General features: G+C 56.0%; 14 protein-coding genes. 12 read left to right on the forward strand and 2 right to left on the reverse strand.

Going from position 1 to position 12,820, the window contains the following annotated elements:
• Positions 1-163: 163 nt before the first annotated feature.
• From B3520_RS01710 to B3520_RS01720, 3 genes are all read left to right on the forward strand, one after another.
• Positions 164-745 (forward strand): hypothetical protein, encoded by a 582-nt coding sequence (locus B3520_RS01710; protein ID WP_286875194.1) that lies wholly within the window; start codon positions 164-166, stop codon positions 743-745.
• A gap of 313 nt (positions 746-1,058) precedes the next feature.
• Complete coding sequence (locus B3520_RS01715) at positions 1,059-1,787, forward strand: YagK/YfjJ domain-containing protein (RefSeq protein WP_286804739.1); 729 nt, start codon at positions 1,059-1,061, stop codon at positions 1,785-1,787.
• Positions 1,788-1,888: 101 nt separating this feature from the next.
• Positions 1,889-2,245, forward strand: coding sequence for a hypothetical protein (locus tag B3520_RS01720; protein ID WP_286804741.1), 357 nt, complete (start codon positions 1,889-1,891; stop codon positions 2,243-2,245).
• Between the two features lie 6 nt (positions 2,246-2,251).
• Here B3520_RS01720 and B3520_RS01725 read toward each other — a convergent pair whose 3' ends face one another.
• Positions 2,252-3,646 carry a heavy metal sensor histidine kinase gene (locus B3520_RS01725; protein ID WP_286804742.1) on the reverse strand — a complete coding sequence of 465 codons (1,395 nt, stop codon included), beginning with the start codon at positions 3,644-3,646 and terminating at the stop codon, positions 2,252-2,254.
• Complete coding sequence (locus B3520_RS01730; protein ID WP_277673026.1) at positions 3,633-4,325, reverse strand: heavy metal response regulator transcription factor; 693 nt, start codon at positions 4,323-4,325, stop codon at positions 3,633-3,635. The genes B3520_RS01725 and B3520_RS01730 overlap by 14 nt, the downstream gene beginning before the upstream one ends.
• Before the next feature lie 185 nt (positions 4,326-4,510).
• On the opposite strand from B3520_RS01730, the gene B3520_RS01735 reads away from it, so the two are divergent.
• From B3520_RS01735 to B3520_RS01780, 9 genes are all read left to right on the forward strand, one after another.
• Complete coding sequence (locus B3520_RS01735; protein WP_265367045.1) at positions 4,511-4,801, forward strand: hypothetical protein; 291 nt, start codon at positions 4,511-4,513, stop codon at positions 4,799-4,801.
• Positions 4,802-4,818: 17 nt separating this feature from the next.
• Positions 4,819-5,379, forward strand: coding sequence for a c-type cytochrome (locus B3520_RS01740; protein WP_277673025.1), 561 nt, complete (start codon positions 4,819-4,821; stop codon positions 5,377-5,379).
• Between the two features lie 74 nt (positions 5,380-5,453).
• Positions 5,454-7,229, forward strand: coding sequence for a copper resistance system multicopper oxidase (locus B3520_RS01745; RefSeq protein WP_339619990.1), 1,776 nt, complete (start codon positions 5,454-5,456; stop codon positions 7,227-7,229).
• 9 nt (positions 7,230-7,238) lie between these two features.
• Positions 7,239-7,988, forward strand: coding sequence for a copper resistance protein B (locus B3520_RS01750; protein ID WP_277673024.1), 750 nt, complete (start codon positions 7,239-7,241; stop codon positions 7,986-7,988).
• Positions 7,989-8,023: 35 nt separating this feature from the next.
• The gene (locus B3520_RS01755) at positions 8,024-9,376 is read left to right on the forward strand and encodes an APC family permease (RefSeq protein WP_286875197.1); all 1,353 of its coding nucleotides are present in this window, start codon (positions 8,024-8,026) and stop codon (positions 9,374-9,376) included.
• A gap of 28 nt (positions 9,377-9,404) precedes the next feature.
• Complete coding sequence (locus B3520_RS01760) at positions 9,405-9,623, forward strand: hypothetical protein (protein WP_286804750.1); 219 nt, start codon at positions 9,405-9,407, stop codon at positions 9,621-9,623.
• 132 nt (positions 9,624-9,755) lie between these two features.
• Positions 9,756-10,076, forward strand: coding sequence for a P-II family nitrogen regulator (locus B3520_RS01765; protein WP_062816624.1), 321 nt, complete (start codon positions 9,756-9,758; stop codon positions 10,074-10,076).
• A 203-nt stretch (positions 10,077-10,279) separates the two neighbouring features.
• Entirely contained in the window at positions 10,280-10,642 is a 363-nt protein-coding gene (locus tag B3520_RS01770; protein WP_062816625.1) for an NADH-quinone oxidoreductase subunit A, read from the forward strand.
• Positions 10,643-11,106: 464 nt separating this feature from the next.
• Positions 11,107-12,729 carry a heavy metal-binding domain-containing protein gene (locus B3520_RS01780; protein ID WP_414673869.1) on the forward strand — a complete coding sequence of 541 codons (1,623 nt, stop codon included), beginning with the start codon at positions 11,107-11,109 and terminating at the stop codon, positions 12,727-12,729.
• Positions 12,730-12,820 lie beyond the last annotated feature (91 nt).

Here is a 12,820-nt window from a genome sequence, read left to right on the forward strand (position 1 = left end):
CACCGTAATTGTCGCCGAACAATTACCGCTGGTTGGGCACCCTCATTGATCACGTCCGTATCAAGGACGACCGTTCATTGGCGGACGCGCTCCGAATGGTTCGCTTTAAGCTCCAGACCTCCAGCTTCCCGCCATACGTCATGCTGCCAGCGAGCCAGCTCAAATGATCTATCGAATTCTGCACGATGAGTCGTACCTAATGCATGTCATTCCGCCGGTGGAGTCTATGACCAAGCTGGGGGAGGAACACGGAACCTTTGCCTTTAACGCTGAACCCAAGGCGTATCAAGGCGTCTGGAAGCCGCTAGAGATTGAGTTCCGCCCCTGCGAGGGTTCGAGAGCGACCGAAGTGCCGGACGTATCGGAAAACTTCGGGCGGCTATTCCTGTCCGAGAGAGCATTCTTGGTCCTGGGCGATCTGTTGGAGCAGAGCGGGGAGTGCCTGCCAGTGACCTTCGGCGGGCGCAAAGGATATATTTTCAACCCCACCTCCACGGCAGAGCAGTATGATGCGATTATTCAATCTGCGACTGCTTACGACGAGCACGGAAACTTGGTGCACTTTGGGTTTGTTGAGGCAAGGCTTGCCGGCGTCCCAATGTTTAAAACTGAGCTGGATCTCTACAAGGGGGTTTTTTGCGGTGAGCCGGTAAGGGATCTCTGCGTCAGCGAGGGGCTGACGGGAATAACTTTCAGCCCGGACGCCTCTAATCCCCTGGGCAGGTCTTACGGCCAAATTCAGTAGGGCGGTCCCGTCCAAGAGGAGGCCGGGTTTGATAGGCTTCTTCAAAACTCTTCGAAATAATCGACAGCGTAAAAACGCCGTGACTTGCCGAGCGCCCGTTCCTTAGGCTCTGTCTACGTCGGGGCTTCATGTGTCCAGTCATGTAGGGAATAGTAATATACACACACGCCAGTGTGGATGAACCCATGCACGATAGTAAGCATGGGAAGCGGTAGCAGCGGAGTAATGGGCTGCCTCAAAGCAGCCCTCATATAACGTCGATAGCGAGCGAGAGCCTGACGTGGTGTAAAAGTTGATGGAGCCTCCTGACGGTATGTCAATAAACCTACCTATTGGAGTAGCCATGAAACCAACTACATTTGAACACCACGACCAACCTAAAGCCAAGCTGGGCCACTTAACACTCCACGAAGATCATCACTACCGAAACCTCCCGGTTCAGGTAACCAGAGGACCGCTTATTGAGGAGTATCTGGAGCGACTGTACGAGGTGGCGCTGGAATCCCTAATGGACAACAGCCGTGTATTTGCAGTTCGGGTAGATCTTAGGTTCCCGGTGAGCTACTGGCCTCTCGAAGGAGAAGCGCTTGGCAATGAGTACATCAGGCGGTTTTGGGAGGTGTTGAAATACAGGCTGTCTCGGTATCAACTCAGAAAGGGCCGTATTCACCCAGCGAAGCTCCACTATGCTTGGGCACGTGAATACAAGGCAGGTGAGACGAAACCACATTTTCATCTGCTGATTCTGTTGAACGGCCATGCCTTCAACACGCTGGGTAATTTCAATTACTCTGGAGAGAATCTGCACAACGTGATAGCTGAGTCCTGGGCGAATGTGTTGATGTTGCCGGAATTCGAGGGGAAGGGGCTGGCGAACTTTCCCGTAGATGGGCAGTATCTTGTTCGGCGGGGCGTTGAATGGGAGCTTCAGAAGCTCTTCTTGCGGGGCAGCTACCTTACGAAAGCCGCCACCAAATCCTTTGACGATGGCTACCACTCATTCCGGACAAGTCAGACTTCAGTCGGCGGATGGATGTGGTGATTGAGTTATGGGCGCCGACAAGGCGCCCATATGCCGGGATAGGTAGTAATTCTTGATGGGCTCGCCTGTTGATATGTAGCCATATTCACAGGAGCCCAATCATGAACACTGATTATCAACTGGTTGCCACCGGAACACTTACTCCACTTAGTCGCGACGTTCTGGATGGCGCGAGCCAAAGCGAACTGTCTTCCAGCCAGTCAAAACGTGCGGACTGGGTCAAGAGGATTCAGCCATCAATGGTGGAGGTGGCGGTCACCAGTGGTAAGCCGGTTTACGCGCAGCGCTGGTATCAGGAGAAAGACCACGCCGCGTTGTTCGGTTATCCAGTGCGTCTGGGCGAAGAGTCCTTCTCGGACATCATCATTGCCACTTGGCATGCTGGAACCTTTGATGTGGAAGCTTGGCGTAAACGTTGGGCATGTGGCGGCGCTCATCTACAACATGAGAAGACATAGTTCGTTTCAGTCTTCGAGAAAGGTGAGCGTGAAAATGGTCATGTTTCGCGCCGATGTTGCTTCAGCGCGACCACCATGAGCCTCGACGATGGATTTGACAATAGCGAGCCCAAGTCCTGCGCCCTCGCTTTGACGAGCTCTCGACGGGTCGACGCGATAAAAGCGGTCGAAAATGTTGGGTAAATGTTCGGCGGGAATCTCCGAACCCGGATTTTGGACGCTTAGCGAGACCTCTTGGTCTCCGGTTCTGGCCAGTTGTACGAGTACCGTCTCCCCCGAGGGTGTGAGGCGGATGGCGTTGGAGAGCAGGTTGGAAATCGCTCGTCGCAGCATGGCCCGGTCACCATGAATGGGGGGTGCCTGGCCTTCCAATATCAGGCGGATTTGCTTCTCTTCCGCCAGTGCCTCGAAAAAATCGAACAGCGCATTCACCTCCCTCGCTAAATCCAGCGGTGTCTGTACAGGCTTGAGGAGACCGTGATCACTCTTGGCCAGCCACAGCATGTCATTGACCATCTTGGCCAGGCGCTCCTGCTCCTCCAGATTGGAATACAGCAGTTCACGGTATTCTTCCCTATCTCTGGCCTTTCCCAGGCCGACTTGGGTCTGGGTAATGAGGTTGGTGAGCGGCGTACGCAACTCGTGTGCGATGTCGGCCGAGAAGTGCGACAGGCGAGTAAAGCTGTCTTCCAGCCGACCGATCATGTGATTGAACGAGGTGACCAGGCCCTGTAGCTCCGATGGCACCGAGGCTGGGTCGAGGCGCACGTGAAGCCGATCGGCCTGGATATCGCCGATTCTGTCAGACAAATCGCGCAGGGGCGCGTGGGCCTGATGAATGCCATACCAGGCGGCCAGAAGGGTAATGGCGCCGGCGAGGCTCATGATAAGCCACAACGTGCGGTGAAAGCTCTGGAGAAACTCCAGGTGGAAGCCCATATCAATGGCCGTAGTGATCGAGTAACTCCGGCCTCCGACCTCACTCTCAGAGATCACACCCCGGAAGGTCTTATCGCCTTCCTGCCAGGTTTGCACGTTGCCTGCATTGATTTCGGACGCTGGGAAGAGGGTATCGGATGCTTGCGACAGGTCGGCACCCGGCATGCTGTAGATAGCATCGCCTTGCTCATCCCGAACTTGGAAAAAGACTCCGTGATGTCCGGATATGGCGTTAGCCAAGGCATCAGTCTGTCGTGCGGAACCGTTGGCACCGCTCTGCAAGGCTTCGACAACGGCTTCGGTCATTACGGCCAGTTCAACGGCATCCTGTTCGGCGAAGTGACGTTCGACGGCACTGAGAACGAGGTTCCCGATCAGGAAGAGGCTGAGCCCAATGGCCAGCCCCACAAACACCATGACCCGAGCGGCCAGCGACAGTGGTTGCCGATTAGTGATCTTCATTGTCGGTTTCCACGTCAAGTTTGTAGCCCATGCCACGCACGGTGTGAATCAGTTTGGGCTCGAAATCATCGTCAATTTTGGCCCTCAATCGACGAATGGCCACATCAATCACATTGGTGTCGGAATCGAAGTTCATATCCCATACCTGGGAAGCAATTAGCGAACGAGGCAACACCTCGCCACGCCGACGGACCATAAGCTCCAGAAGGCAAAACTCCTTGTGGCTGAGGTTGATTTTCTTCCCGGCGCGGGTAACGCGGTGTTTTGGCAGGTCAAGAGACAGGTCGGCAATCTCCAGTTGTTCCGACAGGGTAGGCGCGGATCGCCGGCGCAGTAATGTGCGTATTCGGGCCAGAAGTTCGGTAAAGGCAAAAGGTTTCACCAGGTAATCGTCGGCGCCCAGCTCCAGGCCCTTTACGCGGTCGTCCACAGCGTCACGTGCCGTTAGAAACAGCACCGGAGTCTGGCGGCCGGCTTCGCGCAATGACTGCACGATGCGCCACCCGTCCACATCTGGCAGCATGACGTCCAGAACTATCAGCTCAAAAGACTCCGTCATCGCCAGGTGATGGCCGTCGAGACCGTTGCGTGCCAGCTCGACCATAAAGCCGGCTTCGGTCAAGCCTTGGCGCAGATAGTCACCTGTTTTTACTTCGTCTTCTACCACCAGCAGTCGCATGAAGCACCTCTTCTGATCCGTATCGCACGAGTGTAGCTGACTGTGTCCAACGACAAGGTTACACGAACATTACAAAAATGTAATGTTTGAGTCATCTGGCAGACAGGGCCAGTTTGTTAGAGTGAGTGTTGGTTGTTGAAAACAGCAATGGCTGTTCACTTTCGTTCCAATTGAGGAGTTACCCCATGACACACAAAACTTTACGTTGGTTGGCCGCCCTGCCAGCGCTTATTTTGGTCCTAGCCGTGCAGGCGCATGAGCCGTCGGAGCATATGGAGGAGGCCGAAAAGCCGAAATGCTCAGAAATGAAAGACATGGACCACGCCGAGATGGACATGGATGACCCGGTCATGCAGGCCATGATGAAGAAGTGCAAGCAGCACATGGATAAGAAGGATGCCGACTCAAAGGAGTCCGAGCACAAGCACTCCGAGTCCGATGACGACGCAGCGCGTAATTCCCAACACGACCACTAAAGCATAAAGGAGAGCACATGGCGGCCCCTAGGTTTCTGTCTTGCATCAAATGCCTAATCGCTGCGCTCGTCATTGCCATAGCGGCGGCTGTAGCGTTCATCTACTCGGGTTTGTATCCCGTCGGCGCGGACGATCACCATACGCCACTGACTTATTGGGCGCTGGAAACACTGCGCGAACGCTCGGTTGACCGGGCGTCGAGCGGGATTGAAGTGCCCGCGGATCTGGACACGTCCGAGCGCCTGCTGGCCGGGGGCGCTGATTACAATGACATGTGTGCCGGCTGCCATCTCAAACCGGGCAAGGATGAGAGTGATTTCACCTTGGGCCTCAATCCCGCGCCACCGGATCTGACGCAACCGCATCAAGGGGAAGAGGATCTTGAGTCGCGGGCCCAACATAGGTTTTGGGTCATAAAACACGGCATCAAAGCCTCCGGCATGCCGGGCTGGGGTCCGAACCATGATGACGAGCGAATCTGGAGCATGGTGGCTTTCTTGAGACGCCTTCCCGAGCTGTCCCACGAGCAGTATCAAGTCTTGACTGCTCGGGGTTCCGCTGAAGCTCCTCATCATTAGCTTGGGCTACCGCCTGGTGGGCCCTGGAGTCAGATCCATTTTGCGAGAGTTTACAAGAGTCAGGAGGTTGCATGATGGGAAAACCGATAGAGGCGAGCCGTCGACGCTTTATCAAATCGGCGATCGGGGTGGCATCGGCCCTCGCTATGGCCAGGATGGCGCCGACCTGGGCGTCTCCCCTGGGACGAAGCTATGGCGATGTGGTCAACGCTGGCTCTGCGATCGATTTACATATTCGCCGGGAGGAGATGAATATTGGTGGAAAGATCGGCAGGCCGATCACCATTAACGGCAGCATGCCTGGGCCGCTGATCAGGCTGAAAGAAGGACAGAGAGCTCGCCTGAACGTCACCAATGCACTGAGTGACGACACCTCGATCCACTGGCACGGCATCATTCTGCCTGAAAATATGGATGGCGTGCCTGGCGTGAGTTTTCCCGGTATCAAGCCGGGAGAGACGTTCAGCTATGAGTACGACGTTCAACAAAATGGAACTTACTGGTATCACAGTCACTCAGGCTTGCAGGAACAGTTGGGTCACCTCGGGCCTCTGGTGATTGACCCGGCAGACGGCGATATTGGCGCCGACCGGGAGCATGTGATCGTCCTGAGCGACTGGACCTTTGAAGACCCGCATGAGGTGTTCCGCAACCTGACGGTAGCGGAAGGCTACTACAACTACCAGCAGCGTACTCTGGGCGATACCCTGGCTGACATTCGCCGCCAGGGTCTGGAGAAGACCTGGAAAGAGCGCTCTATGTGGAACCAAATGCGCATGAGCTCCCGGGATTTGCTGGATGTGACCGGATCCACCTATACCTATCTGATGAATGGCCGTGATAATGCAACAAACTGGACAGCGCTGTACAAGCCCGGCGAAAAGGTCCGGTTGAGAATCATCAATGGATCGGCCATGTCGTTTTTTGATTTTCGCATTCCGGGCCTTGAGATGGTGGTGGTCTCCGCCGACGGTCAACCGATCAAGCCAGTCACAGTCGATGAATTCCGTATCGGCGTGGCGGAAACCTACGATGTCATCGTGACGCCGAAAAGCGACCGGCCCTATACGCTGTTCGCGGAGAGTATGGACCGCAGCGGTTATGTCCGGGGCACGCTCGCAACGGAGGTGGGGCAGCAAGCACAGGTGCCCGATTTGCGGCCGGTGCCCGAGCGGGGTATGGCGGCCATGGGAATGAGCCACGATATGGATGGCATGGATATGTCGTCTTCCAAGGGCGATGAATCCGGTATGGGGGGCCAGCATGAGATGCACGGTGACCATGGCGGGGGTATGGCGGCATCTCAACAACGGCCTTCGGCCCCGGATCTTGGCATCGAGCACGCGCCGGGCGGCCATGGTCCCGCCGCAGCGATGATTGCTCGCAACCCGGTCAGCCGGCTGAATGAGCCTGGCGTTGGTCTTGAGGATGTGGATCATCGCGTTCTGGTCTATGGCGATCTGATCGGCGCTCATCCCTGGCCAGACGAGAGGGAGCCGGAACGGGACATTGAGCTTCACCTTACCGGCAACATGGAAAAATACATGTGGTCCTTTGATGGTGTGAAGTTTACCGAGGTCGATGGCCCTGTGGAGTTCAACCATGGAGAGCGCCTGCGTCTGATTATGGTAAATGACACCATGATGGAACACCCGATCCATTTGCATGGCATGTGGATGGAGCTTGAAAACGGCCAGTATCCCCGTCCGCGCAAGCACACCATCAGCCTCAAGCCCAGTGAGGTGGTCTCGTTGCAAATCAGCGCCGATGCGCCCGGCAGCTGGGCCTTTCACTGCCATCTGCTGTACCACATGAAGGCGGGCATGTTCCGCGTCGTCAACGTCAGCTAAGGAGGACTTATGAGAAAACTGAACATTTTGATGCCTCTAACGCTGGTGGGAATGACCAGCACGGTGCATGCGGGCCACGCGGAAGACGACTGGCCGGACCCGGTCAAACCCTACCGAACCGGTCAAGTACTGTTTGACCGTCTGGAGGCCACCCGCACCGATAACGAGGAAAGCTTGATCGTCTGGGATATGTTGGCTTGGTACGGCGGGGATCGGAATCGAATCTATTTTAAAAGTGAAGGCGAAAACCGGAAGGATGATGGAGAGCCCACTGAGCTGGAAAGCGCGGAGGTGCTGGCCAGTCGTTTGATCGCCCCATTCTGGGAGCTGCAGGGCGGTATTGGTACCCGGGGTTCGTTGGCGTCGGGGGCGAATCGCGAAAACTATGTTGTGTTCAGTCTATTTGGAGTAGCTCCCTATCGGTTTGAAATGGACAACTCCATTATGATTAATGAAGATGGAGATATAGCCGCGAGCATTGAGGCCGAGTACGACCTTCGTATGTCCCAAGTGTCGTATCTTCAGCCCCGCGTGGAGATTGCCGCCGCGCTGACTGACGCCGAAAAGTACGGTCGCCCCAGTGGGGTTAACGATGTTCGTGTGGGGTTACGCTATCGGTACGAACTGGCCAGAGAGTTCGCGCCTTACATCGGGGGCTACTGGAGTCGATCCCTGGGCGATAAGGCTGACCAGATTCGTGCAGAGGGCGGTGATGAGTCCGAAGCTGGCATCGTGGTCGGTGTTCGTATGTGGTTCTAAAGCGCTGTGTTGAGTAACCAAATGCCGGAGGATGCATGGCAAATAACCTAGACAGAACAACCCGTTATGAGGAAGGAAGTCTGACCTTGCCGGGCACGGTCATGCTTGGAACCGGCGTCATGATTGGCGCCGGTATCTTTGCGCTTACCGGGCAGATGGCGCAGATGACCGGCGTCCTTTTCCCGTTGGCGTTCCTGGCCGCCGCCGTCATCGTCAGCTTCAGCGCCTATTCGTACATCAAGATTTCCAATGCCTACCCGTCCGCCGGTGGCATTGGCATGTATTTGCACAAGGCCTATGGCAATCGCTTGCCAACAGCGTTCAACGCTCTGCTGATGTATTTTTCCATGGTGATTGCCCAGAGTTTTCTCGCCCGCACTTTCGGCTCTTACACCATGCAGCTCTTCGGTGGCGACCAGAGCGGCATAATGGTGCCTGTTCTCGGTGTGTCCCTCATCATCGCCGCCTTTCTGGTCAATCTTTCAAGTAATCGGTTGATCCAGGGCGTGGCCTCATTTATCGGTATTTTGAAAATTGCGGGCATTATCATTTTCGGGCTGGTCGGAATCTGGGTCGCGGACAGTCTTTCAGTGGACTTCTCAAGCCCCGGAGAGGCGGGAACCGTAGGCAACTTCCTGGGGGCTACGGCTCTGGGGATATTGGCGTTTAAAGGCTTTACGACCATTACCAATAGCGGCTCTGAGGTTAAAAATCCTAAGAGTAATGTCGGTCGTGCCATTGTGATTTCTATCGCTGCTTGCGTCGTGATCTACACACTCGTTGGTTTCGCTGTTGCGAGCAACCTTTCATTGGCCGAAATCATCGAGACGCGGGATTATTCCCTGGCCGCTGCCGCGCGCCCAGCACTGGGAAACTATGGGGTCTGGTTCACGGTGGCCATTGCAATGATGGCTACTGCGGGCGGCATTCTAGCCAGCATTTTTGCGGTCTCACGAATGCTGGCCATGCTGACTGAAATGAAGCTGGTCCCACACAATCATTTTGGTATGCCTGGGAGTATCCAGAAGCACACTCTGGTCTATACTGTCGTTTTGGGCTTGTTTCTGACCGCATTTTTTGATCTGTCTCGGATTGCCGCTCTGGGAATTGTGTTCTACTTGATAATGGATATCGCCATTCACTGGGGCGTGCTTCGCTACTTGCGTGAGGACATCAAGGCCAAAGCGTGGGTACCCGTTACAGCCATTGCTCTCGATTTACTGGCGCTCGGAGGTTTTGTCTGGGTCAAACTGAATACGGATCCGTTCGTGATCGGCGTGGCCGTAGTGGCGATGGTCCTAATTGCGGTTGGCGAGCAGATATTTCTTAAAAAAACGTCGGGGGTAGAGCCGCCGACTGGAGAGCACACTCATTCTCATCACCACTGAATTAACCAATTGAAATGGAGCTTTGAATATGATTGAAGGTAACATGTTAGGAAGCACCATGGGCGCGGGCCACTGGTTATGGATGCTGGTTGTTGCCATTATTGTTGTGATACCGACGTGGCGTATTTGCCAGCGTGTTGGGTATCCGGGAATTTTGGGCGTTTTGATATTGATTCCACTCGTTAATCTTGCCTTTCTCTATTTTCTGGCGTTTGCGGATTGGCCATGTAACAAACGTGGCGACTGAGTTTTGAAGAGGCGTAGAAAATAGAAGTGTGTACCGTTTTTGACTGCAGTTTAGCTTCGAATGTTTAACTACTGGAAGAAGGGATGATCTGAGTTGCTCGTCGCTCAATTTCCTTAATGTAGTGGAGTTATGATGAATACGAAATTTTGCAAAGTAACGGCAATATTTTCCTCGTTAGAACTTGAAAAAGTCGAGGGCGCGCTGAAAGCAATTGGCGTGTCCGGCTTGACGGTTTCCAAGGTACGCGGTTTCGGCGAGTACCGGAACTACTATGCAGAGGACACTATGGCTGACTGGGTTCGCGCCGAGATATTCGAGGAAGCGGGTCGGGCGGAAAAAATAGTGAAAACCATTGCCCGGACGGTCCACAAGGGGCTCGACAGCGACGGGTTTGTGGCCGTTCTCCCGGTAGAAGATCTGTTGCATATTCGCGACTTCAAGGACGTGCCGTAGTCGAATCTACTTGTTAAAACTCAGTAGAAGGCGGAGGTTCTGACCGCGTGAGTAGAGGGATAGTTTGCGCTTCCGGCAAGGGTGTCTAGACTTGAAACTGATCTTCGTCGAACCATTCGTTGAACGGGGTTCCATATTTTTTGTGCAATAGAGAGTTAGATCTCACGAACCTGTGCCAGAGTAAACTTGAGAAGTTAGACGTTATGAGCGCTACACAACAATACTCATTGCTGCTGGGGTTAGCCCTGGGTGTCCTGGGTACGGTGTTGAGCCTTTATGGCTTGGCTCGTAGTTTGGGGGCGACACGGCAGGAGCCGGGAAAGGATGTGCCGGCGAGTGCGGGGGTGCTGTCACGCGATCCGGTCTGGGGACGTTATCATGCGCGCTATTACGGTTATGCGTTGCTGTTCTTGGCGTTCGATATGGAGATGGCCTACATGTACCCTTGGGCGGTTGTGTTCAAGGAGGTAGGGCTGGTTGCTTTACTTGATATGGGCGTGTTTCTTGCGATTCTCTTTCTCGGGCTGCTTTACGGATGGAGCCAGGGCGCTCTGAGGCGGCAGTGATGTCTGAGGCCGCAACGACACTTGCCGGCGCACGCAAAGGGCGTCCATCTATCCTGCGAAGGTGGGTTGGGCAGGCTCTGGCGCGCAATTTGAGCTGCCTGGTAGTCCCTGGGCCAGAAGTGGCTCTGGCGCATGGGCTGGACCTGGCGGCCGCAGGCATGCGCATCGCCGCCACGCCGCGCGACGCCACTGTGCTTCTGATTATCGGTGAGCTATCTCAGAAGTTGTACGAGGCCACAGCAGTGCTTTATGCCCAGATGCCTCGGCCGCGAGCTATTCTAATGCTCGGTGGGTCAGCACCTTCGTCTTTACCTCAATTTGACGTTTCCGCGGGTCTCTCACAAACCGAACTGACGGAGTCGGCCACTCGGCTGCAGCGGTTGCTGGCCGAAGGCGCCTTCGCCGCCTCGCCCGACGATTTTGACTCATCAATCCTGCAAACCAAAACCGAATACGTCTGCCCCATGCACCCAGAAGTGGTGGAAGACGAACCAGGTAGCTGTCCCAAATGCGGCATGGATTTGGTGGCGCGCGAAGCCGGCGGCGACTCTGATGCCGGGGAACACGACGAGAACCGCGGCCACGAGCACCACGAACATCATCATGATCATAAGCATGAGAGCGAGGAACACGATCATCACCATGCTCACCACAATGATCATGGACAGAGTCATGAGCGCCATCACGGCCATCACCAGAATCATAAACACGCTCATGACCACGAACAGCATCAGGGCGACGACGATCACGAGCATGCTCATTGCCATGAGCATGAGGATCATCAGGGCCAGGATCACGGTCACCAACAGGGCCCGGCTCAAGAACAATCCGGCACTGAATATATCTGTCCCATGCATCCAGAAGTAGTCAGAAGCGAGCCGGGCAGGTGCCCCAAATGCGGCATGGATCTAGAACCGCATAAGCCCGGAGAAGACGAGAGCGTGAAGGAAGATGTGTCGGAGCACGATCACGAGCACCACCATGACCATTCCGGGCACGACCATGACGGGCATGATCATTCTGACCACGACCACGACCACGACCACGACCACGACCACGACCACGACAGTTCCGGATTCATGTCCATGGTCGAGGTTACCAAAGACCTGCCCCGCAGTGCCGATGGTTTGGCAATGGACTGGCTTGAGGTGCCCTTCGGCCCCTGCTTTCCCGGTTTGCCGGGCGGATTGAAGCTAACCTTGACGCTCGACGGCGATGGGGTGACCGAGGGCCAAGCAACATCTCTGGTAGCTATGAACACGTCATCTGAAGAGGTGGCGGTCGAAACCTTCATCGAGCGCCTGGCGGCGGCTATGCCGTTGGCACCGGTAAGTTATCGCCTCTTGGCCTGTCGCGCTATCGAGCAGGCGGCCGGTCTGGAGCCAGATCCGGCCGTCGAGCGGGGCCGGGCGGCCGCTCTTGAGCGCGAGCGCATCGCCAGCCACCTGGGCTGGCTGGCTCAGTTGGGGCGCCAGCTCAGCTTTGTCTGGTTAACGCGTCGTGCGGCGGCTTTGCAATTGGAAACCCAGCGCGCCGACCGGGAGCAGCTTGTCGCCCTGCGACCGGCGCTGCAGTCGCTCATTGCACGGCTCGAGCATACGCCCCTCCTCAAAGCGCGCTTGAAAGGCATCGGAGCTTTGCCCCACGGCTCCCAGGATCTACGAGGCACGGTGGCCCGCGCCTCCGGCCGAACCGAAGACGCCCGCCAGGCGGATGCAATGTATCGCGAGCTGGGTTTCGAAATGCGCGCTGAGAGCGCCGGGGACGCCTGGGCGCGTCTCCGGCAGCGGCATGTTGAGATCATGACCAGTCTCGACCTCGTGGAGGTGGCCGGAGACCCTGAGCTCCCCAAGCTGCGCGCCATCGACAACCCTTCCGGAACGGGAGAGGCGACCGTGGAAACGCCGCGTGGCCGCGCCACATTGCGACTAACGCAGGAGCGAGGGCAGGTGGTATCGGTCGAGCTGGATAGCGCCTGCAGCCAACATATCGGCTTGGTCGCCGATTTGGTCGAGGGCCAGGAGCTGGGCGATGCCCTGGTGGCGGTCGGGTCACTGGATCTCTCGCCCTGGGAGGTGACCTCATGACTGTCGCCTTAGTGTTGCTCACCTTGCTGGTTGGCGCTTGGTTACTGGCTGTGATTGAGGCCTGGCTCACGACCGGCCGCCTGCGACCGGT

This window comes from Marinimicrobium sp. UBA4509 (assembly GCF_002388575.1).
Classification (GTDB): domain Bacteria; phylum Pseudomonadota; class Gammaproteobacteria; order Pseudomonadales; family Cellvibrionaceae; genus Marinimicrobium; species Marinimicrobium koreense.